General features: G+C 57.0%; 20 protein-coding genes. 9 read left to right on the forward strand and 11 right to left on the reverse strand.

What is annotated here, in order from left to right:
* Positions 1-22: 22 nt before the first annotated feature.
* A complete protein-coding gene (ykgO, locus tag I6L37_RS15810) occupies positions 23-148 on the reverse strand; it encodes a type B 50S ribosomal protein L36 (RefSeq protein WP_005336596.1) in 126 nt (41 codons plus the stop codon).
* A gap of 1 nt (position 149) precedes the next feature.
* Complete coding sequence (locus I6L37_RS15815; RefSeq protein WP_026457458.1) at positions 150-413, reverse strand: type B 50S ribosomal protein L31; 264 nt, start codon at positions 411-413, stop codon at positions 150-152.
* A gap of 223 nt (positions 414-636) precedes the next feature.
* Between I6L37_RS15815 and I6L37_RS15820 the strand changes: the two genes are divergently transcribed.
* The 8 genes from I6L37_RS15820 to I6L37_RS15855 are packed head-to-tail and all read left to right on the forward strand — an operon-like array spanning position 637 to position 8,905.
* Positions 637-1,005 carry a response regulator gene (locus I6L37_RS15820; RefSeq protein WP_201939530.1) on the forward strand — a complete coding sequence of 123 codons (369 nt, stop codon included), beginning with the start codon at positions 637-639 and terminating at the stop codon, positions 1,003-1,005.
* A gap of 13 nt (positions 1,006-1,018) precedes the next feature.
* Positions 1,019-1,339 (forward strand): lipid asymmetry maintenance protein MlaB, encoded by a 321-nt coding sequence (locus I6L37_RS15825; RefSeq protein ID WP_216992344.1) that lies wholly within the window; start codon positions 1,019-1,021, stop codon positions 1,337-1,339.
* Complete coding sequence (locus I6L37_RS15830) at positions 1,323-3,494, forward strand: chemotaxis protein CheA (protein ID WP_254203498.1); 2,172 nt, start codon at positions 1,323-1,325, stop codon at positions 3,492-3,494. The genes I6L37_RS15825 and I6L37_RS15830 overlap by 17 nt, the downstream gene beginning before the upstream one ends.
* A gap of 25 nt (positions 3,495-3,519) precedes the next feature.
* The gene (locus I6L37_RS15835; protein WP_216992345.1) at positions 3,520-5,196 is read left to right on the forward strand and encodes a methyl-accepting chemotaxis protein; all 1,677 of its coding nucleotides are present in this window, start codon (positions 3,520-3,522) and stop codon (positions 5,194-5,196) included.
* A gap of 10 nt (positions 5,197-5,206) precedes the next feature.
* Positions 5,207-5,740, forward strand: coding sequence for a chemotaxis protein CheW (locus tag I6L37_RS15840; RefSeq protein ID WP_082037491.1), 534 nt, complete (start codon positions 5,207-5,209; stop codon positions 5,738-5,740).
* The gene (locus I6L37_RS15845) at positions 5,740-6,600 is read left to right on the forward strand and encodes a protein-glutamate O-methyltransferase CheR (RefSeq protein WP_124240253.1); all 861 of its coding nucleotides are present in this window, start codon (positions 5,740-5,742) and stop codon (positions 6,598-6,600) included. Before I6L37_RS15840 ends, I6L37_RS15845 begins: the two co-directional genes overlap by 1 nt.
* Positions 6,597-7,676 carry a chemotaxis response regulator protein-glutamate methylesterase gene (locus tag I6L37_RS15850; RefSeq protein WP_216992346.1) on the forward strand — a complete coding sequence of 360 codons (1,080 nt, stop codon included), beginning with the start codon at positions 6,597-6,599 and terminating at the stop codon, positions 7,674-7,676. The genes I6L37_RS15845 and I6L37_RS15850 overlap by 4 nt, the downstream gene beginning before the upstream one ends.
* A 14-nt stretch (positions 7,677-7,690) precedes the next feature.
* Positions 7,691-8,905, forward strand: coding sequence for an EAL domain-containing protein (locus I6L37_RS15855; protein WP_216992347.1), 1,215 nt, complete (start codon positions 7,691-7,693; stop codon positions 8,903-8,905).
* Between the two features lie 132 nt (positions 8,906-9,037).
* Here the strand turns inward: I6L37_RS15855 and I6L37_RS15860 are convergent, their stop codons facing one another.
* The 9 genes from I6L37_RS15860 to I6L37_RS15900 form a co-directional block, all read right to left on the reverse strand.
* On the reverse strand, positions 9,038-9,574 hold the full coding sequence (locus I6L37_RS15860) for a cell division protein ZapC (protein ID WP_042069362.1): 537 nt from the start codon (positions 9,572-9,574) through the stop codon (positions 9,038-9,040).
* 88 nt (positions 9,575-9,662) lie between these two features.
* The gene (gene pyrD, locus I6L37_RS15865) at positions 9,663-10,673 is read right to left on the reverse strand and encodes a quinone-dependent dihydroorotate dehydrogenase (RefSeq protein WP_216992348.1); all 1,011 of its coding nucleotides are present in this window, start codon (positions 10,671-10,673) and stop codon (positions 9,663-9,665) included.
* Between the two features lie 65 nt (positions 10,674-10,738).
* Positions 10,739-15,577: an NAD-glutamate dehydrogenase gene (locus tag I6L37_RS15870; protein ID WP_216992349.1), complete on the reverse strand. Its 4,839-nt coding sequence runs from the start codon at positions 15,575-15,577 to the stop codon at positions 10,739-10,741.
* 278 nt (positions 15,578-15,855) lie between these two features.
* Complete coding sequence (locus tag I6L37_RS15875) at positions 15,856-16,077, reverse strand: DUF2835 family protein (RefSeq protein WP_042026198.1); 222 nt, start codon at positions 16,075-16,077, stop codon at positions 15,856-15,858.
* Positions 16,078-16,192: 115 nt separating this feature from the next.
* Positions 16,193-18,817 carry an aminopeptidase N gene (pepN, locus tag I6L37_RS15880; RefSeq protein WP_216992350.1) on the reverse strand — a complete coding sequence of 875 codons (2,625 nt, stop codon included), beginning with the start codon at positions 18,815-18,817 and terminating at the stop codon, positions 16,193-16,195.
* Between the two features lie 130 nt (positions 18,818-18,947).
* A complete protein-coding gene (gene prc, locus I6L37_RS15885) occupies positions 18,948-20,963 on the reverse strand; it encodes a carboxy terminal-processing peptidase (protein ID WP_042026194.1) in 2,016 nt (671 codons plus the stop codon).
* A gap of 8 nt (positions 20,964-20,971) precedes the next feature.
* Entirely contained in the window at positions 20,972-21,610 is a 639-nt protein-coding gene (proQ, locus tag I6L37_RS15890) for an RNA chaperone ProQ (RefSeq protein WP_026456589.1), read from the reverse strand.
* Between the two features lie 103 nt (positions 21,611-21,713).
* Complete coding sequence (locus I6L37_RS15895; RefSeq protein WP_042026193.1) at positions 21,714-22,172, reverse strand: GAF domain-containing protein; 459 nt, start codon at positions 22,170-22,172, stop codon at positions 21,714-21,716.
* 93 nt (positions 22,173-22,265) lie between these two features.
* Positions 22,266-22,727 (reverse strand): hypothetical protein, encoded by a 462-nt coding sequence (locus I6L37_RS15900; protein WP_216992351.1) that lies wholly within the window; start codon positions 22,725-22,727, stop codon positions 22,266-22,268.
* Positions 22,728-23,009: 282 nt separating this feature from the next.
* Between I6L37_RS15900 and ccoN the strand changes: the two genes are divergently transcribed.
* Positions 23,010-24,434: a cytochrome-c oxidase, cbb3-type subunit I gene (gene ccoN, locus I6L37_RS15905; RefSeq protein ID WP_026456586.1), complete on the forward strand. Its 1,425-nt coding sequence runs from the start codon at positions 23,010-23,012 to the stop codon at positions 24,432-24,434.
* Positions 24,435-24,449 lie beyond the last annotated feature (15 nt).

Consider the following 24,449-nt stretch of genomic DNA (forward strand, 5'->3'; position numbering starts at 1 on the left):
GGGGCCCAAGGTTATGAGGGCATCACTTCATGCGAGCCTTGAAGCGAGGATTGCTTTTGCAAATGACGAACAACTTGCCCCGCCGACGGACCAGCTGGCAATCGGGATGGCGCGCTCGCGCAGATTTCAATGAACAAACGACCTGCATGTTAGGACTCCTTCTTGCCGGCGAAAGCGCCAAAGCGCTTGTTGAACCTGGCGACGCTGCCCTCTGCCGAGACCTGCTTCTGCTTGCCGGTGTAGAAAGAGTGGGACTGACTGGATACATCGAGCGCGACATAAGGGTACTCCTTGCCATCTTTCCAGACGTAGCGACGGTCGCTCTTGATGGTCGAACCTACCAGAAAGAAGGCATCAGCCGCTGTGTCGTGAAACAGTACCTGACGATATGGGGGATGGATGTGAGGTTTCATTACCGCTCCTTTTGTTATGTTATAACAAATCATAAATGAGACTTGATCTCATTTCAACAGGAACACGAAACACATCATCCATTTACCAGACATGGTGACAACAAACCGAATACAACTAAAAACACTGGTGCTATCACATTAAAAAATCACCGGCTCAGGGTTATTGAACAACAATTATTAAGTCGCAAATCAATACCTTCATCATGAAAGAGCAGATATGCCTATGACCAAAACCGTCCTCGTGGTGGATGACTCAGCAAGCATCAGGGCAACCATCACCATGACACTGGAAAACGCCGGATTTTCTGTGCTTGAGGCCGATGATGGTCACGAGGCGATGACTCGCCTTGAGCAGCAGCGTGTGCACCTCATCATTTCGGATCTCAACATGCCCAGCATGGATGGCATGACTCTGCTCCGACAGGTCAAGGCACAAGAGGCAACTCGCTACCTCCCCTTCATCATGCTGACAACGGAAAACTCGCCGCAAATACGCCAAGAAGGATTCGAGGCTGGCGCCAGGATCTGGTTGACCAAGCCATTTGAACCACTGGCGTTGCTCGATCACATCTACAAGGTGGTGCAACCATGAAAGGGAAGAAGGCATGAGCTTCGAACTTGATATCCTGCACACCCCTCCGCTGGCCACCCTGACTGGTGAACTCACCATCATGACGTTGGAGGATCTGCAAGACGACTTGTTCAGCATGCTCAATTTTACCTCTTCCATACTGGATTTGAGTCAACTGGAGGAACTGGATGGATGCGGTGCCCAGCTCATCGGATTGCTGCAACAGGAGGCCCACCAGCAAGGCAAACAACTGCAGATAAGACTGGCAGAAGAGAGTCTGGCGCAATTGGTCTTGAAACAGCTGGGCTTTCTGCCCTTGCTGAACATTGCGGAGACCGATGATGGACATCAATAAGGCGCGAGCCCTGTTTTTTGAAGAGGCCTACGAGCAGTGCGATAACCTTGAACATGCCCTGCTCGATCGACAAACCTATCCGGATAATGCGGATACCTACAACCTGATGTTTCGCGCCGCCCATACCATAAAGGGATCGGCGGGCATGCTGGGGATGACCATGCTGGTTCGCTTCACCCATGCCATGGAGAACATGTTGACGCGTTTGCGCAGCGGCGAGCTCAGGCTGGATGAACATCTCATCAACCTGCTACTTGCTTGTAATGACCAGCTGCGCGACCTGCTACAAGGGGCCGAACACAATCCCGAGCTGCCACAGAACGAAACCCAGCAGATCCTAGCACTGCTTTCCCAATTGCAGGGGCATCAGAACCTGCCAACCGAACCGCCTACCCTGCCCGCCCCGATTACTGCGGCAGAGCAAGACTTGCGCAGATGGCATCTCTCCTTGCGCTTCTACCCGGCTCTCTATCAGGATGGGTTCGATCTGCTGGCATTTATCCGCTATCTCGGCAATCTCGGACAAATCGACTTCATTGAGCCAGTCTGGCAGGAGTGGCCCCCCTTGCAGCTGCTCGATCCGACCGAGTGCTTCCTGGGTTACGAGATTGGCCTGCGCAGTGCCGAGTCCCCCGAACGCATACGCAGCACCTTCGATTTCGTAGCCCATGCCAGCATCATTGCCCTGTTAACGCCCCATCAGGATCTGGCGGCATTTGCCAAAGAGGGGGAACGGCTGGCCAAGTGGCGCAATGAGCCACTCGAAAACCAGCTGGCGCGCTGGGAAGCAGCCGATGCCCTGACCCATGAAGAGGTGATTGCCATCTCGGATGGCCTGCCTCTCCAGACACCGCCAATGGCGGTGCAGCCCGGTCCTGATACCTCCCTTGCCCCCACGGCAAGCGACAACCAGCCGCTTGCCGAAGCGCCTGCCGCCACCAAACCGCAACCTCTGCGCGGTGAAGGGCATTACATCCGCATTGAAGCCGCCAAGCTGGATCGTTTGATCAACCGGGTAGGAGAACTGGTGATCGCCACCTCCAGCACGACGCTGGAGGCCAAACAATCAGGTTTGCCCGAGCTGATCGAGTCGGTAGCCACCGTCAACACCCTGGTCGAGGGGATCAGGGATGATGCCCTTGCCCTGCGCATGGTCCCCATCAATGAAATATTCAACCGCTTCCCGCGCCTGGTGCATGAGCTCTCCCAGCAAACCGGCAAGGAACTCGCCCTGCGCATCAACAATGCGGAGACCAATATCGATAAATCCATGGTGGAGAAGCTGACCGATCCACTAATGCATCTGGTGCGCAATGCCGCCGACCATGGCATCGAAGCAGAAGAAAACCGTCTCAGTGCCGGCAAAGCGCCCCGGGGGGTGATCACCCTGAACGCGTTTCACGATGCCGGCGCCGTTGTCGTGGAGGTCAGTGACGATGGTCGCGGCATCGATCGCAACAAGATACTGGCCAAGGCGCAGACCCTGGGCATGCTTCAGGAAGGCAGCGCATTGAGCGAACAGGAGATATTCCAGTTCCTGTTTCAACCCGGTTTTTCGACGGCATCCGGCATCAGCGATATCTCGGGCCGTGGTGTCGGTCTGGATGTGGTCAAACGCAATCTGGAGTCCCTGCGTGGAGAGATCAGTATCGAAAGCCAGCCAGGGGCAGGCACCACGTTTCGCCTGAGGCTGCCATTGACGCTGGCCATCATCGACGGTTTTCGTATCGAAGTGGCTCACTCGTCACTGGTGATCCCGCTGGACATGATGGTCGAGTGCATCGAATTGCCATCGGATGCCCTCGCAACTCCGGCACGCCAGCTCAATATCCGCGGACAGTGGGTCCCCTTTATCGTGCTGCGCGAGCTGTTTGGTCTCGCACCGGCAAGCGAGCCCGAATTTGTGGTGATGGTCGACTATGCGGACAACCGCGCCGGTATCGTGGTGGATCGGCTGATCGGGGAAGTACAGGCCGTGATCAAACCGCTGGGCGAGCTGTTCAAATCTCTGCGTTATGTCAGCGGCTCCACCATTTTGGGTAATGGCCAACCGGCTCTCATTCTGGATGTCCCGCAACTGGTCGGATTGGCCAGACGCAGAGAACATCAAGTCATTCATCAACACAATGACGCCTTGTTAAACATCAGGCATTGAGTATCTACGTTAGGGAGTCAATACCATGGACTGGTTCCACAACTTGCAGGTCAGAACAAAACTGGTGCTGTCATTTTCCACCCTGATGTTGTTGTTGGTGGGATTGAGCGCCATCAGTTACAACACCACCAATACCATGATGCACCTGATCGACGGCATGTATGCAGACCGGTTGTTGCCTATCAAGGATCTCGCCAACGCCAGAAGATATGCGATTTACCACAACCGCGCGCTCTATCGTTACTTTGGAGAGATTGATACCGAATCAAAAGAAGAGGCATTGGCCAACTTAAACAAATTCGAACAGGCAATGCAGGATTCCATGGTTCAGTATCGCAAAAGCAAACTCGACCCGCAGGAAGTCGAACAGCTCTCCCACTTCAATGCAACATGGACGACGTACAAGAGGTATGCGGCCGATATTCTTCGACTGGCCCAACTTTCCAATACGGATGGACAGGCAGAGCGGGATGCATTGCGATTGATGAGCGATAAAGGTCGTCCCGCATTCGATGACGTTGATGCAATGCTGACCAAACTGGTGGAGATCAATTCAGAGCTTGCCTCCCGTTCACTCGAAGAGAGCCGCAGTGGCTATCATGACAATCTCAAGCTACTCATCGCGATTTCAGGGACGGCCCTCCTGGTTTGTCTGACCTTGGCACTGCTGGTCACTCGCAGTATCTTGCGCCAGCTCGGCGGTGACCCCTCTTACACGGTGCAAATTGTTGCCAGGGTGGCTGAGGGCGATCTCTCAACCCCGGTCAAATTAAGCCCCGATGATACCAACAGCCTGCTCTACGCCATCAAGAGCATGGCCCATCGCCTCTCCGATACCCTCAGCGAAGTGGGTGCCATGTCACAGGCCATAGGATCAGCCTCAGAACAGGTCTCCGCCACGGCAAACTCCCTTTCCCAGACCTCATCGGAACTTGCTTCCAGCGTGGAGCAAACCAGTGCCTCCGTCGAAGAGATGACAGCAACGGTGAGCCAGAATGCCGACAACGCCAAGGTGACAGAAAACATCTCCACCAAGGCGGCCAGCAGCGCTACCGAAAGCGGCCGGGCGGTAGGCGAAATGGTGCATGCCATGAAAGAGATTGCCTCGCGTATTACGGTGATCAACGACATCGCCAACAAGACCGACTTGCTGGCCATCAATGCCGCCATTGAAGCAGCCCGGGCCGGTGAGCACGGCAAAGGATTTGCTACCGTCGCGGCTGAAGTGCGCAAGCTGGCCGAGCGCTCGCAAAACGCGGCCAAGGAGATCGGGGAATTGGCCAGCCGTTCGGTCGGTGTGGCCGAGCAGGCGGGGATCCTGCTGCGCGAAATGTTGCCCGGTATCGAGCAGACCGCCACCCTGGTGCAGGAGATCGCCTCCGCCTCTCGCGAGCAGCGGGCCAACGTCTCCCAGATCAATATCGCCGTCACCCAGATAAGCGATGGCATGCAGGCGTCGGCAGCCTCCGCCGAAGAACTGAGTTCCACTTCGGAGGAGCTCAGTGCAACGGCCCAGCAACTGCAAGAATTGATGCAACAATTTATCTTGCGAAGCGGTTACCGTCAGCCAAGCTATCCCTTGCACGGCACTTACCATGCACCTGGCCGGATGAGCCGCAAAGTGAACCCGCTGGATCTGACGCACTTTCATGAAGCGATGCAGGATCGCGAACCAGAAGATGGCAAGTTCACCAACTACTAGGAGTCCATCTATGTGCGCAACGCTTGCCCAGGACGCCGAAGCATCTCATTTTCATTGCGTGACCTTCATGCTCGGGGGGGAACTGTACGGCGTCGATATCGGCTGCATTCGCGAGATCATCGAGTTCGAGGGGGTGACTCCGGTGCCCATGATGCCGCGCTTTGTCAGGGGGATCATCAATCTACGGGGGGCCGTGGTGCCGGTCATTGATCTCTCTATCCGATTTGGGCGGGGCCAGACCGAGCTGCAGTCCACCAGCTGCGTGGCCATCTTGTCGCTACCCACCAGCAGTGGCGGTACCCAGGAAATCGGTATGCTGCTCGACGCGGTATGCGAAGTACTCGAGATAGCCACAGAGGCCATCGAACCGGCCCCAACCTTTGGCACCCAGATCAGGGGGGACTTCATTCGTGGCGTGGTTACCATCGACCAACGCTTTGCCATCTTGCTCGATATGCCCAAGGCGCTCTCCATCAGCGAACTGAGCGTCATGGCGGAAGCCGCCACCAACCAGCTGTTCAATGCAGGAGCGGGAGAGTGCTGATGGTCCCTCCCCCCGGCACTCCGGGATCAGGTCCTAATCCTACCTTGAGCCAGCAGGAGTTCGAGCTGTTTCGCCGCTTTATTCTGGCGTCCGCCGGTATTGATCTTGCGCCGAGCAAACGGGCGCTGGTGCAATCCAGACTGGCCAAACGCTTGCGAACGCTCCACCTGGACAGCTACCGCGCCTACTGGGAGCGGATCAATCAACCGCAGGCCCGTCAGGAGCGACAGATCGCCATCAATCTGCTCTCCACCAACGAGACCTATTTTTTTCGTGAAATGCCGCACTTCGGTTGGCTGAAGCACTACGCAGAGCAACGCCTGGCAGAAGATCCCGCCCCGCTGCGCGTCTGGTCTGCCGCCTGCTCTACCGGCGAGGAGGCCTACTCCGCCGCCATGGTGCTGGCAGAACAGCTGGGGATCAATGAGCGCTGGGACATCCACGCCACCGATATCAACACCCGGGTCATTCCCTTTGCCCAGCGCGCCATCTATACCGTCGAACGGGCCAGGCATGTCCCTCCCCATCTGTGGCTGCGCTATTTTCAGCGTGGCCACGACGAGTACGAAGGCAAGATCCGGGTCAAGCCGGAGCTGGCCAGGAAAGTCTCGTTTTCGAACCTGAACCTGCTCGGATGTCGCGATTTCATCGAGCGGGACTTTGACGTGATTTTTTTGCGAAACGTGCTCATCTATTTCAATGAAGCGACCAAGGTTCATGTTTTGTCACAGTTGTGTGAACTGCTCAAACCGGGTGGTTATCTGCTCATCGGGCATTCGGAGACTATCCGTCAACCGGATCTTCCGCTGGTGCAGGAAGCCACCTCTCGCTATCGCTGCCAATTCACCCGGGATGAATGATGACAATCAAAGTGATGATCGTGGATGACTCTGCGCTGGTGCGCGAAGTGTTGACCCAGATGCTGGGCAAGGCGCCCGATATCGAGGTCATGGGGGCCGCGTTCGATCCCATCTTTGCCATGCGGCAGATGAACAAGATCTGGCCTGACGTCATCATTCTGGATCTCGAAATGCCCAGGATGGATGGCTTGACGTTTCTCAAGAAGATCATGGCCGAGCGGCCGACCCCGGTCATCATCTGCTCGTCGCTGACTGCTGAGGGTGCCAGCATCACTCTGGAGGCCCTCTCTGCCGGAGCCATTGCCATTGTGACCAAGCCTGGAGTAGGAATTAAGGATTTCCTGCAACAGGGGGCCAATGATCTGATCCAGGAGATCCGCTGTGCGGCCCATGCAAAGTTGCGCAATCTCAATCCAGCCGGCAACAAGAGTGGCGGCACCATCGCGGTTCCTCCGAAAAATACCGCCGATGCCGTGCTCTCTGCCCCTGCGGAACACCCCAGGTTTCGCACCACAGACAAGATCATTGCCATCGGCACCTCGACGGGAGGCACCCAGGCGCTGGAGTATCTGTTGACCCGCTTGCCTGCTTCCTGCCCCGGGATCGCCATCGTGCAGCATATGCCGGCACGGTTCACGGCCTCCTTTGCCGAGCGGCTAAACCATCATTCACAGTTGGAGGTCAGAGAAGCCGTGACAGGAGATCGCCTGCTGCCCGGCGTGGCCCTGATAGCGCCAGGGGGCAAGCATCTGTTAATCCAGCGCAGTGGCAACCAGTATCTGGCGGAGGTGAAAGAAGGTCCTCCCGTCTCCCGTCACTGCCCCTCTGTGGATGTCTTGTTTCGCTCGGTCGCCGTGAGCGCGGGCCAGAATGCTACTGGCGTCATCATGACCGGCATGGGCGATGACGGTGCAAGGGGTATGAGAGAGCTGCGCGATGCGGGCGCACGAACCATCGCTCAGGATGAAGCAAGTTGCGTGGTATTTGGTATGCCTAAAGAGGCGATAGCTCATGGTGGGGTGGATCAGGTGATGTCACTCATGCAGATAGCCCAAACCCTCACATTGTCAGATTAACTAGGGGATCAACTATGCCATTAGTGCAATGGAAGGGCCGCTGTGCCCTGGTGGTCGATGACTCTCGCACCCAGCAGTATGAGGTGACCTGCTTGCTTCAGGAGCTGGGCTTTGGCCAGATCCATGTCGCCAGCGACGGTCAGGATGCCCTTAACAAGCTGCGACAGATAGACCATGTGGACCTGCTGCTGACCGATCTCAACATGCCGGGCATGGATGGGGTTGAGCTCATCGGCCATTTGGAAAAAGACACCAACTACCAGATGTTTATCGCCGTGATGAGTGCGGTCGAACGGGATGTACTGGACGTCATTCACTCCATCGCCGATGCCGGCACCCTTGAGGTGATCGGCGTGCTGGCCAAACCACTCAAGAAAAACGACCTGCGCAATATGTTGCGACATTGCGACCCCCAGGTACGACGGGAAAGCAACAAATGGATGCAGCTATCGTTCACCGCAGAGGATGTGCGACAAGCGCTGAACAGTGGTCAACTTGTGCCGTTTTTACAACCCAAGGTCACCATGGTGGACTCGCGGCTGTTTGGTTTCGAGGCGCTGGTGCGCTGGCGTCATCCCGAGCATGGCTTACTCCCTCCGATCTGCTTCGTGCATCATCTGGAAGAGGGCCCCCTGGCGCTGGACTTCTTCTATCGCTTTTTACATGACACCTGCGCGGCGCTGCGTAACATGACAGTCCTGCCTGATGATCTCAGTTGCTCGGTGAATCTGCCCGTTTCCCTTTTGCTTACCGACAAGCTGGTCGACAACATGGTCGCGATTGCTCAGGAACATCAACTCTCCTGTCAAACCCTCATCATCGAGGTTACTGAAACCACCTTCATGTCGAATATTGCCATGTCGCTCGGCACCTTGGCACGCTTACGGTTGCGCGGTTTTGGCATTGCCATGGACGATTACGGCACCGGTTATTCATCCATGAAGCAGCTCTCTCGCTGCCCCTTCACCGAAATCAAAATAGATAAGGAGTTTGTTCACGATGCCCACACCAGTCCCAAGAAGCTGGCAATATTGACGTCCGCCATCGTGATGAGTCAGAAACTGGGGTTAAAAACCGTCGCAGAAGGGGTGGAAAATCTGGAAGATTGGCAGCAACTGGCCTTGCTTGGGTGCGAATTGGCGCAAGGTTATTACATCAGTCGCCCATTACCCATCGATCAGGTTGAAAACTGGTATCTCGAATGGCAGGAAAAATCCAGCAAGTCATAACACGACAAGGCATGAAGAGTATCGCAGCATATCTGCAATAGAGAGATGAAAGATCACGGTTGAACACGGCTAGCTAACAGTGCCATTAAATAGCCACCTGGGGCTATTTAATGGCACCGCACAATAATACCTTCAACTAACCTGACGGTATTGCTCCGTCATAACGACACGGGGAACCATACGGTTATTCATGACTTTGATCACCCCAAAACGGGGCAATTGCTTGCTGGTAGTCAATATCAAATCATCGGTCAAATTCAGACAGACGCTGGCCTGTTCCCCTGCTTCGATGACCATGAACTCGCCACGCCCGTGAGGGGTACACATCCAGACCAAATCACCATTTATTGGCCAGATGGTTGAATGTTGTTCGTTGAAAAACCAACTTTGCGGCATCAGTGGTTTATAAAATCGACTGACGGCGATGGCATTGAGTACCAGTTGTACCTGATGAGGAATACTCCACTGCAGTTCGGCAGCTTTATCCATCAGCTGATAATAAAGTGCAGCATCATCGACACAAAAAGGCTGAGTCGTGAATGCATTGGGTACCAATTGCCGCCCCTTATATTCGGTGGCAAATAACATGTTATCAGACAGCTCCAACATCAGACGGTCATTCTGAGCATCGTAGTGCCATTGCCAGCTATCGGTCGGTTGGATAAACATGTGGGAGCCCTTCTTGATATTGCATCTGATGACTTTATTCCATGTAGATAAAATCGGCAACGTCAAATAAAGGGCTCCAGGTTATTTCTTATATATTTTCGACGATTTCTTTAACCAGCCCCGGGCCTTTATAAATAAAACCGCTATAAATTTGCACCAGGCTGGCACCGGCTGCCAGCTTTTCACGGGCGGCCATGGCACTGTCCACCCCCCCTACCCCAATGATGGGCAGGGCGCCATCGAGAGCCTTTGCCAAGTGGCGGATCACCTCAGTGCTCTTGTGCTGCAATGGGCGACCGCTGAGACCACCTGCTTCACCAGCATGGGGCATGTCATAGATCATTCCGCGCTCCAGGGTGGTATTGGTCGCGATAACGCCATCAATGCCATTGCGAACCAGAGAAGCAGCAACCTGATCTATTTCATCAAGACTCAGGTCAGGGGCAATTTTCACGGCCAGCGGCACATACTTCTTATATTTGGCCGCCAGCTCCTGCTGACGAGCCTTGAGAGCAGCCAACAATTCATCGAGCGCCTCACCATATTGCAATTGGCGCAATCCCGGGGTATTGGGCGAGGAGATATTGACAGCAATATAACCGGCATGGTCATAAACCTTGTCCATACAGAACAGGTAATCATCCTTGCCCTGCTCAATGGGGGTGTCTTTGTTCTTGCCGATATTAATGCCGATCACCCCCTGATATTTCGCCTCTTTGACTCTGGCGACCAGATGGTCAACTCCCTTGTTGTTGAAACCCATGCGGTTGATGATCCCCTCTGCCGGAATAACCCGGAACAGGCGGGGTTTGTCATTGCCGCTCTGGGGTTTGGGGGTAACAGTGCCTACCTCGATAAAGCCAAATCCCATGGCTCCCAACGCATCAATGCACTCCCCATCTTTATCAAGACCTGCTGCCAATCCCACCGGGTTGGCAAAAGAAAGCCCCATGACGGAGACGGGGCGTTTCGGCAAATTCTGACGGAAGAAACAATCGAGTGGCGTACCGAGAAAGCGGGGCAAATATTTCATGGAGAGATCGTGAGCCTGTTCCGGATTGAGCTTGAACAGGAAATGCCTGGCGATGGGGTACAACATCTTTGCTCCTTAAAAAAAGCCCCGGCAACTGGCCGGGGCTTTGGGTGTTATGCCTTATCTGGCAATCACAGTGCTCGGCAATTCAACTGGAGCAGGTTCAACTCGCGCAAGGCCACCGAGAACTTGGCGAACTCGTGGGTGCTGGTGGTCTTGAAGTCGGCCAACATATGGGTCCAACGGGACAAGAGTTGCTCATGCTCCGAAATCCAGTCGGCCAGTATGGTAGCGCATTCTCCCTGATCTTTGCACCCTTCCAGTACCACGGAAGTGAGGCTGCGCTGTTGCCAGTCCAGATCTTCGCGGAACGAGGCCCGCGCCATCGCCTGCCAGTGGTTGCCCACCGGCTGATGGTTGATCTGTTCGAGGAACCAGTGCAGATCCAGCTTGGCACCGAGACGGTAGTAGACATTGGCGACGCGCAGGATGTCGGTCTTGTGCTCCGCGGCAATCTGCGCCAGATCCAGACTGGAGAAGAGACTGCTCATGTGGGCGACCTGACGGGCAATGTGCTCGGGCACCTGGCGCTCCATCCACTTGGCCACCACCTGACGGTGCTCGGCCACTTCGCTCTCGTCCATCACCTCGTAGAGATGCTCGGCCAGGGTCTCGAAGGCCGGACGGAAGAAGGCGATATTCTCGCTGATGCTCCAGCTGCGGTTACGGGCGCGCAGGAACCAGCGGGTGGCACGACGCACGATGCGACGGCTGTAGAACATCAGCTCGAGCTGGGTCTCGGCCCCCACCTGGTTGTCACAGGCTTCGATATCGCGCCACAGGGCGCTGAGACCGAATACCTCGCGGGCCATGGCAAAGCAACAGGCCACTTCGGCCAAAGAGGCGCCGGTCTCGTCCTTCATCCGGCTGGCGAAGTTGAGGCCCATGTCGTTGACCAGCATGTTGGCCACCCGGGTCGCGATGATCTCGCCGCGCAGCGGGTGCTGGGCAAGGGCCGCGCCGAACTGTTGTTGCAACTGGGCCGGGAAGCTGGTCACCAGCATGTTGGCAAGGAAGGGCTCGTCGGTCACCTCGGGGCAATTGAGCTGCTCTTTGAGCACCATCTTGCCGTAGGCCACCAGCACCGCTAGTTCGGGTCGGGTCAGCCCCTGCCCGGCAGCCATCCGCTCGGAGAGCTCCTCGTCGGAGGGCAGGAATTCCAGCGCCCGATCCAGCTTGCCTTCACGCTCCAGCCCCTGGATGAAACGCTGCTGCTCTTTGAGCTGCTCGGCACCGCGGAAACTGGTGACCGAGATGGACTGGGACTGGCGATAGGCGTTGGTGATAACAATCTGTGCCACGTCGTCGGTCATCTCATAGAGCATCTGGTTGCGCTGTTTGAGGGTCATGTCCCCTGCCGCAACAAGCTGGTTTAGCAGGATCTTGATGTTGACCTCGTTGTCAGAGCAATCCACGCCGCCCACGTTGTCGGTGAAGTCGGTGTTGATGCGTCCACCCTGGCTGGCGTACTCCACCCGGCCCAGCTGGGTAAAGCCGAGGTTACCGCCCTCGCCCACGATGCGGGCTCGCAGATCGCGACCATTGACCCGCAGCACGTCGTTGCTGCGATCACCTACTTCGGCATCGCTCTCGCGGGCGCTCTTCACATAGGTGCCGATACCGCCATTCCAGAGCAAGTCCACATTCAGGCAGAGCAGCGCCTTGATCAGCTCGTTCGGGGCCATGCTGGCCTTGTCGGTACCGAGCAGGGTCTGGATCTCGGGGCTCAACTTGATGGACTTGGCCGAGCGCAGGAAGATGCCGCCCCCTGCCGAGATAAGTTCGCGGTTGTAGTCATCCCAGCTAGAACCCGGCAGCTCGAACAGGCGCTTGCGCTCGACGAAGCTGCTGGCCGCATCCGGTGTCGGGTCGATGAAGATGTGCATGTGGTTGAAGGCACCCACCAGCTGGGTGTGTTCGGAGAGCAGCATGCCGTTGCCGAACACGTCCCCCGCCATGTCGCCGATCCCGACGCAGGTGAAGTCGGTGGTCTGACAGTTGACGCCGATTTCGCGAAAATGCCGCTTGACCGACTCCCAGGCACCGCGAGCTGTAATGCCCATCTTCTTGTGGTCATAGCCGACGGAGCCGCCGGAGGCGAACGCATCGCCCAGCCAGTGGCCGTACTCCAGGCTTATTTCGTTGGCAATGTCGGAGAAGGTGGCGGTGCCCTTGTCGGCGGCGACGACCAGGTAGTAGTCATCCTCGTCGTGGCGTACTACGCCTTTTGGCGGGATCACCTCACCACTGATGATGTTGTCGGTGACATCCAGCAGACCGCGAATAAACAGGCGATAGCAGGCCTTGCCCTCTTCCTGGATAACGGCGCGAGAGGCACCAGCCGGCATCTGCTTGCAGTAGAAGCCGCCCTTGGCACCGACCGGCACGATGACGGTGTTCTTCACCTGCTGCGCTTTCACCAGACCCAGTACCTCGGTGCGGAAATCTTCCTTGCGATCGGACCAGCGCAGGCCACCACGGGCCACCTTGCCCCAGCGCAAGTGAACCCCTTCCACCCGTGGCGAGTAGACGAAGATCTCGAACTTGGGCAGCGGCAGCGGCATGTCGGTAATGCTGGAGGGAGCCAGCTTGAAGGAGATGTAGGGCTTGATGTTGCCCGCCTTGTCCTTCTGGTAATAGTTGGTGCGAAGGGTGGCGTCGATCATCTCCATGAAACGACGAATGATGCGGTCATCATCCAGGTTGGCGACCTGATCCAGCTTGGCGGCGAGCTGCTCGTGGATCTTCGCCTGCACCTTGGCATCCTGGGTGATGGCAGGATTGAGGCGCTGCTCGAACAGGGTGAACAGCAACTGGGCGATGTCGGGGTAGCGGGTCAGCGTTTCCTCGATATAGGACTGGCTGAAGGAGACCCCGGTCTGGCGCATGTACTTGGCATAGGCACGCAGCACAGAGACCTGGCGGCCGGTGAGGCCTGCGCCCAGCACCAGACGGTTGAAGCCGTCATCTTCCAGGCTCTTGTTCCAGATGGCGGCAAACGCTTCCTGGAAGCGCTGCTGGCTCTGCTCCAGATCGAACGGCTGCTCACCGTGCAGCAGCATGGAGAAGTCGAGGATCCAGAACACCTCGTCGGCCGTAGTACGGACCTGATACGGGGTCTCGCCGATAACCCGCAACCCCATGTTTTCCAGCATGGGCAAGACATCGGAGAGATGGATGGGCTCGGTGCGATGGAACAGCTTGAGGCGCACCCGGCGATCGTTCTGCTCTTCCTGGGCGCGGTAGAACAGCATGCCCAGCGGCTCGGCTTCGCTCAGGTTGTCCAGCGCCATGATGTCGGCGACGGCAGAACCCGGCAGCACGTCTTCCTTGTAGGCACGGGGGAAGGCGGCGCTGAAACGGCGACGCAGTTCGTTGCCACGGGCTTCGCCATAGTGGGAGAGCAGCACGGAGTCGAGTCTGTCGTCCCAGCTGCGGGCGGCTTCAATCAGGTTGTTCTGTACTTCGTTCACATCCACATCCACGTTGTTGTTGTTGACCCGCACTATGTAGTGGGTCCGCGCCAGCACCCCTTCGGTGAAGTAGACGTTGAACTCCACCTCTTCGTTGCTGCCGAAATATTTCTGCAGGATCTGCTGGGTTTTGACTCGCAGCGCCGTGTTGTAACGCTCCTTGGTGACATAGACCATGCAGGAGAAGAAACGGCCGTAGACGTCACGACGCACGAACAGGCGCAGCATGTCACGCTCCTGCATCTCCAGCACGCCGAGACCGGTGGCCAGCAACTCCTCTTCACGGGCCTGGATCAACTCGTCACGCGGATAGGTTTCCAGCACGTTCAGCAGCGCCTTGTAGGCATGGGAGCCCTTCTCGAACCCGGAGGCGGCCATGATCCGCTCGAGGCGATGGCTGATGAGGGGGATCTGGGTCGCACTGGTGTTGTAGATGGAAGAGGCGTAGAGGCCGATGAAGCGGTCTTCGCCAATCACCTTGCCATGCTCGTCGAAACGCTTGATGCCGATGTAGTCCACATAGGCCGGACGATGAACCCGGGATTTGCTGTTGGACTTGGTGAGGATCAGCAGATCGGAACTCAATGCCTCGTGACGGGCGCTGGCCGGCATAGTGCCGAGGCGCTGCCCCTCTTCCTTGATGGAGTTCTTCATCAGCCCGAGGCTCGAGCTGGCTTGCGGCAGGATTTCGTGATCCCCCTCCACAGCCTTGACGTCATAGCGGCGGTAGCCCATCAGGGTGAAGTTGTGGGCGGCAACCCATTTCAGGAAGGCGACGCAAGAGTCCACCTCTGCCTTGCTGACCGGGAGCTTGCGTTTGGGCAACTCATCGATGATCTCGTTGAGTTTGGCCAGCATGGGCTGCCAGTCCCCTACCGCCAGCGCCACTTCACCGGCAACCGAGTCGAGCTCGGCGGCCAGGGCCTCCATCTGCGCCTCGCTGGTCAGATGGTCAATCTCGATGAGGAAGGCTGTTTCAACCGATGTCTGCCCATCCGTGTTGTCGAGATCCAGAATGGCGCTGATCTTGCCCTCGCCGTCACGAATAAGGTGCAGCGGCTGGTGCAGCATCATGTGGGCGGTGATATTGAGGCGCTTGAGGGCCATGCGGATGGAGTCCACCAGGAAAGGGGCATCCTGCAAGATGATCTCGACGATGGTATGGGGAGATTGCCAACCGTGGCGGGTCAGCTCCGGGTTGTAGACCCGGATGCAGGGCGCGGTGCCGACGCGCTGGTTGAGCGCATTCCACAGGCTCAGCGCCGCCCCGTAGAGATCGCTGTCGTTGCGATCATGCAGGTCGCTACTGGCCATGTTGCCGTAAAACTTGGCAACGAAGCGCTCGACCAGGGAGGCACTGTTTTTGGGCAATTTTTGGTTGATCAGGCTGAGAACGTTTTCGAGCAGAACTGAGGTAGGGGCGTCTTTCAATGCCATTTTTATATTCCTTATCGGACGACATTAACCACCGACGCAGAGGCAATCACCCTGATTGCCCGCTGGTACAGAGTTGTTGCGAAGTGTAATGGCTTGAATAAGGGAAGGCGAGCGATAGTGCTAATAAGTTGTTAAAAACAGGGGGCAGATCACGACTTAAACTGTGAGAAATTTTGCCAATGATAAAAAAAACAGAAATTCTCACTGCCTTTGCGGAAAATTACCGGATAGTTAGTGATAAAAGCGAGATAACTAGTCGGGAATCTGTTCCAAAAATGTTAATTTATGCGTTCCAGGCTGATGAAGCGATAATCGTCCTGGGTTTTCAGGCGAAAATAGCCGTACACCCCGCTGTGGGCGACAAAGGGGCGGATTTTTTCCAACCCTATCTCTATGGTGAGCCCTTGCTCGGTTCCCACCACCAGGCGCCTGACGTGGCCCTGGTACATCAGCATGATCTCGTCGTGGCTCAGAGATAATCGAAAGGTAAACTGTTTCACGTCGGCTCCTTCAAAAAGGGCGAGGGTTCAACCGAACCGCTCGCCTTGTCTTTATCTTCACGGGCATAACGCAGGCAAGAGTGGGGAGAAGAGACCCATCCCCTGCCCTGTTTCCTTACTGCAGCAGCGCCTTGCTCACCTTCTCGAACAGATCCCGCGCCAATCCTTCGAGGCTGGCCAGTCGGGTCAGCTCGGCGCGGATCAGCCCCTTGCGCTCTTCATCGAGCCGTTTGAACTGGATAAGGGGGGTGATGAGGCGTGACGCCACCTGGGGATTGACCTCGTTGAGCTCGATCAGCAGATCGGTCAGGAAGCGGTAGCCGCTGCCATCGCGGGCATGGAACTGCACCTGGTTGTTCATGGCAAAGCTGCCGATCAGCGCCCGCAGCCGGTTCGGGTTGCGAATGCTGAAGGTGGGGTGCGCCATCGCCTGCTTCACATCGGCCAGCACATCCGCAGCTGGCTTGCTTCCCACCAGACGCAGCCAGTTGTCCAGCACCAGACCATCGTGCGCCCACTTGCCCTCGAAATCGGCCAGGAGTTCGGCGCGGCACGGCAGCAGATGGCTGTTGGCCACCTGCAGCGCCGCCAGGGTATCGGTCATGTTATCGGCCGCCGCATATTGCTGGCGCACCAGCAGATCGGCGCTGCCGGCGTCGAGCGCCGCCAGATAACCGAGTACCACGCCCTTGAGGGCGCGCTTGGCCGTGTCGGCATGCACTACCCGATAGGTCGGCAGCTTCAGACTGTCGTACTGGGCGGCCAGCTGCGCCCCGAAGGCCTGCGCCAGCTGCTGCTGGATCTCGTTGCGCACCCGATGGATGGCATCGACATCAGCCACCTCGAACAGTTCGGCCAGGGTCGCCTCCCCCGGCAGCGCCAGGATCTCGGCCTTGAGCGCCGGATCCAGCTCGCTGTCGTCCAAAATGGCGACAAAGGCATCCAGTAAGGTGGCCGATACCACCACGTCCAGCCCTTGTTGTACCCGGGTAACCCCGTCAATCACCGCCTTGTTGATCAGCATCTGGGCGGCATCCCAGCGGACAAACTCGTTGCAGGCAAAGCGCATCAGGAAGGCCAGCGCCTCGTCGCTGTAGTCATAGTGCAACTTGACCGGGGCTGAGAAGTCCCGCAGTAGAGAAGGAACAGGCTTGGTTGGCATTCGATCGAACACGAAGGTCTGCTCCGCTTCCAGCACGTCGAGCACGTTGCCGATGGCCTTACCCTGGTACTGCAGCGGGATGACGGCCCCCTGCTCATCATAGAGTTCGATGTCGAGCGGGATATGCAGCGACAGTTTCTGTGGCTGATCCTGGGTCGGTGGCGTGTGCTGGCGCACGTGCAGGCGATAGATGCCGCTGGCGGCGTCGTATTCGTCGGTTACAGTCAGCTCGGGGGTACCGGACTGGCTGTACCAGCGACGGAAGCGGCCAAGATCCACCCCGGAGGCATCTTCCATCGCCTGTACGAAGTCATCGCAGGTGACTGCCTGACCGTCAAAGCGATCGAAATAGAGGCGCATGCCGGCCTGGAAATGTTCTTCACCAAGCAGGGTGTGCATCATGCGGATCACTTCAGAGCCCTTCTCATAGACGGTCAGGGTGTAGAAGTTGTTCATCTCGATCACCACATCCGGGCGGATGGGGTGGGCCATGGGACCGGCGTCTTCGGCAAACTGCGGGCCGCGCACAGTGCGCACATTGTTGATGCGGTTTACTCCGCGCGAGCCGAGATCGGAGGAAAACTCCTGGTCCCGAAACACCGTCAGCCCCTCTTTCAGGCTTAACTGGAACCAGTCGCGACAGGTGACCCGGTTGCCGGTCCAGTTGTGGAAATATTCGTGACCGATCACCCGTTCGATACCGTGGTAGTCGCTGTCGGTGGCTGTAGCCGGGTTGGCCAGCACGAACTTGGAATTGAAGATGTTGAGCCCCTTGTTCTCCATGGCACCCATGTTGAAGAAGTCCACCGCGACGATCATATAGATATCGAGGTCGTATTCCAGACCGAAACGCTGTTCGTCCCAACGCATGGAGTTGATGAGGCTCTCCATGGCGAAACCAGCCCGCTCCAGATTGCCCTTGTCGACGAAGATTTCGAGGGCCACCTTGCGGCCACTTCGGGTCACGTAACTGCCTCGCTCCACGTCAAAATCCCCGGCGACCAGAGCAAACAGATAGCTGGGTTTGGGGAAGGGATCCTGCCACTGCACGAAGTGACGCCCACCGTCCAGATTGCCGCTGTCGACCTTGTTGCCGTTGGAGAGCAGGAAGGGATACTTGGCCTTGTCTGCGGTAATGCGGGTGCTGTAGCGGGCCAGGATATCAGGCCGGTCGAGATAATAGGTGATGCGACGAAACCCTTCAGCTTCGCACTGGGTGCAGTAGGCATCACCGGACTTGTAAAGCCCTTCCAGCGCACTGTTGGCGGCCGGATCCAGCAGGGTGACTATGGTCAGCACGCACTCGGTGGGCAGGTTGAACAGGGTCAGGCTACCCTCCCCCAGCTCATAATGCTCGCACGGCACACCGTCGATGGCGATGCTCTTGAGCGTCAGCTGCTCACCATCGAGCACCAAAGGTTCGTTGTGATCGCCGTTGCGTCGAATGCGGGTGATGGCGGTGACCTGGGTGAGGGGTTCCTGCAGCTGGAAATCCAGATCGATGGTATCAATCCAGTAGAGAGGGGCCTGGTAGTCCTGACGATATTTGGCCGTCATGGCCTGGGAGTGATTTGTCATTATTGTCTGCTTCCACGCTTGTTAAAGGCGAGAAAGAGGCTGGCACAACCGGCAGGCGGGGTCAAACGATTTGCGGTCTGATAAAAGAAAGGGCGACTCGCGTCGCCCTTGTAGATTCAGCTTGGCCAACTCAACTACGTTTGCCGGCCTTGGCCAGATCCGCCGTGATGTTGGCCGCCTCGACCAGATACTCATCGGGCGCCTCAAAATCGGCCGGCAAGTCATCCAGGCTCTTCACCGCAGGCTTGCCAAGGCGGGCCAGACGTTCGTTGGCGCGCGTGAGCGCCTTCTCGTCCTGTTTGGCCTGCTCTGCCAGACGTTCTGCCTCGTTGAGGGAGACAGATTTTTTATCTTTCTCCCCCTGGTACTCGGCGATGTCCTGCATTACGTAGGCAAACTCGGGATCCTTGGCAATCCGCGCATCGTGGGCCGCCTGTAACTTGGGCAGCTGGCTGGTGAAATTACCCAGCGTCTGGTAGTTGGCCGAGGCGATCTTGTCCCACGGCAGCGCGTTGAACTCGCGGCTCTCGCCAGTCTCTTCCGGCGCAACCGGCGTCGGGAAGCTGATGTCCGGTGCAACCCCCTTGTTCTGGGTGCTGCCGCCGTTGATCCGGTAGAACTTGGCGATGGTGTACTGCACGTGACCCAGCGGCTGCTCGTAGAAGTCGTAGACCTTGGCCAGGCTGCGATGCTGCTGCACCGTGCCCTTGCCGAACGAGTTTTCCCCGAGGATCAGGGCGCGGCCGTAGTCTTGCATGGCGGCGGCAAAGATCTCGGAGGCCGAGGCGCTGTAGCGATCGATCATCACCGACATGGGGCCACCGTAGTAGACCTGACCATCGTCATCGCCATTGACCGTGATGCGGCCCATGTGATCACGAATTTGCACCACGGGACCGCTGGCAAAGAAGAGACCGCTCAGGGCCGAAGCTTCGGTCAGGGCACCGCCACCATTGCCGCGCAGATCGATGATGAGGCCATCGATCTTCTGCTTGTTGAGGCTGGAGAGCTCCTTGATCACATCTTCATGAAGATTGACGTAGAAGCTGGGGATCTCGATGACCCCTATCTTCTTGCCTTCGGCGGTGATCACCTTGGACTTGGCGGCGCGATCTTCGAGGCGCACCTTGTCCCGCACTAGCTCGATCTGCTCGGTCTTGGCGCTGGCGCCCTTGCCGCGCTGGATCTCCAGCTTCACCTTGCTGCCCTTGGGCCCCTTGATGAGCTCGACCACGTCGTCAAGACGCCAGCCGATCACATCGACGATCTTGCCATCCTCCTGCCCTACCCCGGTGATCTTGTCATCGGGCTTGAGGTTGTTGGACTTGGCAGCAGGACCACCGGGCACCAGGGAACGAATGACGGTGAAATCGTCCTCCGCCTGCAGCACGGCACCAATCCCCTCCAGCGAGAGGTTCATCTCGGTGTTGAAACGATCGGCGCTGCGCGGTGAGAGATAACTGGTATGCGGTTCGATGGCGCGAGCGAAGGAGTTCATGAAGAGCTGGAACACATCCTCGCTCTCAGTCTGGGACATCCGCTTGATGGCGTTGTTGTAACGCTTGCCAAGCAGCTCCTTGATCTCGGGCCACTCCTTGCCGCTGAGTTTGAGGCTCAGGGCATCGTATTTGACCCGCTGGCGCCACAACTCGTTGAGTTCGGCTTCATCCCTCGGCCAAGCCGCCCCTTCCCGATCGAACACATAGTTGTCGGGCTGGGTAAAATCGAAAGGAGTATCGAGCAGTTTGAGGGCGTATTCGAACCGCTCATAACGCCGCTGCTGACTCAGGTTGAACATCTCGTAGGCGGGCGCCAGACGGCCTCTTTCGAGGTCGGTGTCAAACCCGTTACGGTACTTTTCAAAACGGCTGATGTCAGAGGCCAAAAACAAGTTGCGGCTGTAATCCAGATTCTCCAGATACTTGTCGAAGATCACGGAGGAAAAGGCATCATCCAGCTTGAACTGTTTGTAATGCGAGCGGGTAAACAGATTGGCAATTCGCTTGCTGGCCGTAGCATGTTGGCTCTCTTGAGCCAACACAGGCAAATCACTCTCCTTGAGCACCGGCTCGATGGCCTGTGCGAGCCCGGCAAGCGCCAGGCTACAGGCAACGAGGGAAAAACGAATTACGCCATGCTTCAACATGTCTCTCCTTAGAGAACCAGGTGCTCTGATTTGACCCGCAGGGTCATGCCGGTCTGCAGCTGGACTTGAACGTCGTCCTTGGTCACTTCCTTGATGGTTGCGGGAACCGGAGACTTGCCCATGACCACACGGACGTCCTGACCCACTTTCAGGGTAGCGGCATCCACCTTGACCAGCGGAGCATCGGCAACAGGCGCTTTCTCCTGAGCCTTTGGCTTGGCGGCGACATCCGCCTTCTCGGTCTTGCGAGGAGCAGGACGACGGGGTTTCTTGGCCTTGTCATCCTTCTCTTTGTTGTTGGTACGACGGCTGGCAAAGACGCGCTCTTTACTCTCTTTCAGCGCCTGCTTGGCGTGTTCGATGTGCTCTTCGGTCAGCAGTTCGCCCGGGTTACCGTCCAGATCGACACGAGCCTGGCCAGCCTTGAGGCCATGCAGGTAGCGCCAGCTGGAAGTATATTGACGCAGAGCAGAGCGCAGCATGGTCTTGGAGACTCTGGCATCGTCAGCAAGACGCTCGGCCAAATCCTGGAAGATGCCAATCTTGAGCGGCTTGGCCTCTCCTTCAGCAACGAAGCAGGCCGGGAATTTCTCGACCAGGTAGGCAACGATTTCTTTACTGTTCTTCAGCTTCTCAGTGTTTTCCATGTATAACCTTGGCTTTCATATAAACGCACGGGCACTTCCCGAGCACAACAAAGGCCTCATTATAGAGAGCTTGGGGCCTTTTGCGAACCATCTAAGCAATCACTTAGAGCATGCTTTCCAAAATTTGCACCGTTTCTTCAAGGCCAATCCGGTCTTCCTGATCGAAACGGTTAAAAATCGGACTGTCGATGTCGAGCACCCCGATGATCTCGCCGTTGCGGCGCACCGGGATCACGATTTCGGCATTGCTGGCACCGTCACAGGCAATATGCCCATCAAACTGATGCACATCATCTACCAGCTGGGTCTTGCCCTCTGACACGGCGGTGCCACAGACACCACGGCCGACGGGAATGCGGACACAGGCTGGCTTGCCCTGGAAGGGACCCAATACCAGGGTGTCCCCTTGCAACAGATAAAAACCGACCCAGTTGATATCTGCCAGCTCCTGATTGAGCAGGGCGGAGAGGTTGGCCAGGTTGGCAATCAGGTCGGTTTCTCCCTCCAACAGGGCTCGCGCCTGTTGATTGAGGGTTCGATAAAATTGATTTTTCTCAGTCATGATTAAATAGATTTCACTCCCTGTAGGCCAAGGGAAGGTAACGCCTGGCATGGAAATTTCAAATATTTTTTCCACTCCTTTGCGGCCAACGACTTATTCCCGGGCAACCGACAACGCCAATTGCTGGCGCTCGCCATTGCTCCATTCGATATTGAGCAGCCAGACCATAGTGGGAGAAGTACAACTGCCCACCAGGGTCGTTCCCTGCCAACCGCCGCTTATTTGTTCAAACTTGACCGGAATGGTTCCCATAAACATATCCCGCCCTTCCAGCCATGCCTTCACCGGAGTAATGGCCGGATCCCCCCCCGTCATGCGCAGGGCAAAATCCCGTTCGGCGCGTACCGGCAGTTCGGCCACCGCCACCGTCAGGGGTTTTTCGCCGACAGAGACAGTGCAACTGCTGTGGGAAAGATCACAAATCTGATCTTTTATCGGCGCGGGTGCGGCGTTGTTTTCGGTTGAAAACCAGGTACGGTATGCAATGAGCCCCAATAATAGGGCCAGCACCAGTCCGAGGTGCATGACTTTACGGCTAGTGAGTTTTTCTTTCATGAAAAGCGGTCCCAATAAGATGCAGAAAAAATAGTATTTTTGTGATCTCGCACAAGGTAAATCGCGGTTAAAACGAGGCCGGACGGAGCCAAATATATCACTGTTTATACTGTTATTTTACCTGTCACTTCAGTATCATTCCCATGCAGTTTTCATATGGTCATCTTTTGCTTTTCCTTTCGTTAACAGATGTTAACAACTGGTGGGCGGTGACTCGATGAAACAGGTCCGGTTCGCCGGACAAAAACCAAACAACAGCAGCATCGGAAGCGGAATATAACGATGAGCCATACAACTAACCATCCTGAGTACAACTACACCGTTGTTCGCCAGTTTACCGTCATGACGATTGTCTGGGGAATTGTCGGCATGTCGGTTGGCGTACTGATCGCAGCCCAGCTGATCTGGCCTGCCCTCAACTTCGAAACCCCCTGGCTGACATACAGTCGTCTGCGGCCTCTGCACACCAACGCGGTGATCTTCGCCTTCGGGGTGAGCGCCCTGATGGCGACCTCCTTCTACGTGGTGCAGCGTACCTGCCAGACCCGGCTGTTTGGTGGCCCGCTCGCCAGCTTCGTGTTCTGGGGCTGGCAGGCAATCATCCTCTCTGCGGCCATCTCGCTGCCGTTGGGATTCACGACCGCCAAAGAGTATGCCGAGCTGGAGTGGCCGATCGATCTGGCGATCACCGTAGTCTGGGTCGCCTACGCCATCGTCTTCTTCGGTACCCTGATGAAGCGCACCACCTCCCACATCTATGTGGCGAACTGGTTCTTCGGCGCCTTTATCATCACGGTCGCCGTGCTGCACATCGTCAATAACATGGAAGTGCCGCTCTCCGGCATGAAGTCCTACTCCATGTATTCCGGTGCCATGGATGCCATGGTGCAGTGGTGGTACGGTCACAACGCGGTAGGCTTCCTGCTGACTGCAGGTTTCCTTGGCATGATGTACTACTTCGTGCCCAAACAGGCCGGCCGCCCGGTTTACTCCTACCGACTCTCCATCGTGCACTTCTGGGCGCTGATCTCCCTCTATATCTGGGCCGGTCCGCACCACCTGCACTATACCGCCCTGCCTGACTGGGCCCAGTCCCTCGGCATGGTGATGTCCCTGATCCTGTTCGTGCCCTCCTGGGGCGGCATGATCAACGGCATCATGACCCTCTCCGGTGCCTGGCACAAACTGCGCTATGACCCCATCCTGCGCTTCCTGATCGTCTCCCTGTCGTTCTACGGCATGTCGACCTTCGAAGGCCCCATGATGGCGATCAAGACCGTCAACGCCCTCTCCCACTACACCGACTGGACCGTAGGTCACGTTCACTCCGGTGCCCTGGGCTGGGTTGCCATGGTCTCCATCGGTGCGGTTTACCACCTGATCCCGAACCTGTTCGGCCAGGGCCGCATGTACAGCATCCGCTTGATCAACGTGCACTTCTGGCTGGCGACCGTGGGTACCGTGCTCTACATCGTCGCCATGTGGATTTCCGGTGTGATGCAGGGTCTGATGTGGCGTGCAGTCAACGAAGACGGCACCCTGACCTACAGCTTCGTGGAAGCCCTGCAGGCCTCCTATCCCTTCTACTTCGTGCGCTTCCTGGGTGGCTGCTTCTTTGTCACCGGTATGTTGCTGATGGCCTACAACGCCTATCGCACCATCACCGCGCCCAAGGGTTCCCTGGAACCCGTCGCCCAGCCAGCATGATTGAAGAGGTCAAAG

The organism is Aeromonas sp. FDAARGOS 1407 (assembly GCF_019048725.1).
GTDB classification, from domain to species: Bacteria; Pseudomonadota; Gammaproteobacteria; order Enterobacterales; family Aeromonadaceae; genus Aeromonas; species Aeromonas enteropelogenes.

What these genes read in the sequence shown, in the direction of transcription:
- I6L37_RS15860 (WP_042069362.1), bottom strand. Translation starts at nt 9,574, where the DNA reads ATGTTTATCCAACCGACCGATAGCTGGCAATGGCACTACGATGCTCAG.
- I6L37_RS15845 (WP_124240253.1), top strand. Translation starts at nt 5,740, where the DNA reads ATGGTCCCTCCCCCCGGCACTCCGGGATCAGGTCCTAATCCTACCTTG.
- I6L37_RS15850 (WP_216992346.1), top strand. Translation starts at nt 6,597, where the DNA reads ATGATGACAATCAAAGTGATGATCGTGGATGACTCTGCGCTGGTGCGC.
- I6L37_RS15855 (WP_216992347.1), top strand. Translation starts at nt 7,691, where the DNA reads ATGCCATTAGTGCAATGGAAGGGCCGCTGTGCCCTGGTGGTCGATGAC.
- I6L37_RS15835 (WP_216992345.1), top strand. Translation starts at nt 3,520, where the DNA reads ATGGACTGGTTCCACAACTTGCAGGTCAGAACAAAACTGGTGCTGTCA.
- pyrD (WP_216992348.1), bottom strand. Translation starts at nt 10,673, where the DNA reads ATGTTGTACCCCATCGCCAGGCATTTCCTGTTCAAGCTCAATCCGGAA.
- I6L37_RS15870 (WP_216992349.1), bottom strand. Translation starts at nt 15,577, where the DNA reads ATGGCATTGAAAGACGCCCCTACCTCAGTTCTGCTCGAAAACGTTCTC.
- I6L37_RS15825 (WP_216992344.1), top strand. Translation starts at nt 1,019, where the DNA reads ATGAGCTTCGAACTTGATATCCTGCACACCCCTCCGCTGGCCACCCTG.
- I6L37_RS15830 (WP_254203498.1), top strand. Translation starts at nt 1,323, where the DNA reads ATGATGGACATCAATAAGGCGCGAGCCCTGTTTTTTGAAGAGGCCTAC.
- I6L37_RS15900 (WP_216992351.1), bottom strand. Translation starts at nt 22,727, where the DNA reads ATGAAAGAAAAACTCACTAGCCGTAAAGTCATGCACCTCGGACTGGTG.
- ccoN (WP_026456586.1), top strand. Translation starts at nt 23,010, where the DNA reads ATGAGCCATACAACTAACCATCCTGAGTACAACTACACCGTTGTTCGC.
- I6L37_RS15840 (WP_082037491.1), top strand. Translation starts at nt 5,207, where the DNA reads ATGTGCGCAACGCTTGCCCAGGACGCCGAAGCATCTCATTTTCATTGC.
- proQ (WP_026456589.1), bottom strand. Translation starts at nt 21,610, where the DNA reads ATGGAAAACACTGAGAAGCTGAAGAACAGTAAAGAAATCGTTGCCTAC.
- ykgO (WP_005336596.1), bottom strand. Translation starts at nt 148, where the DNA reads ATGCAGGTCGTTTGTTCATTGAAATCTGCGCGAGCGCGCCATCCCGAT.
- I6L37_RS15895 (WP_042026193.1), bottom strand. Translation starts at nt 22,172, where the DNA reads ATGACTGAGAAAAATCAATTTTATCGAACCCTCAATCAACAGGCGCGA.
- pepN (WP_216992350.1), bottom strand. Translation starts at nt 18,817, where the DNA reads ATGACAAATCACTCCCAGGCCATGACGGCCAAATATCGTCAGGACTAC.
- prc (WP_042026194.1), bottom strand. Translation starts at nt 20,963, where the DNA reads ATGTTGAAGCATGGCGTAATTCGTTTTTCCCTCGTTGCCTGTAGCCTG.
- I6L37_RS15815 (WP_026457458.1), bottom strand. Translation starts at nt 413, where the DNA reads ATGAAACCTCACATCCATCCCCCATATCGTCAGGTACTGTTTCACGAC.
- I6L37_RS15820 (WP_201939530.1), top strand. Translation starts at nt 637, where the DNA reads ATGACCAAAACCGTCCTCGTGGTGGATGACTCAGCAAGCATCAGGGCA.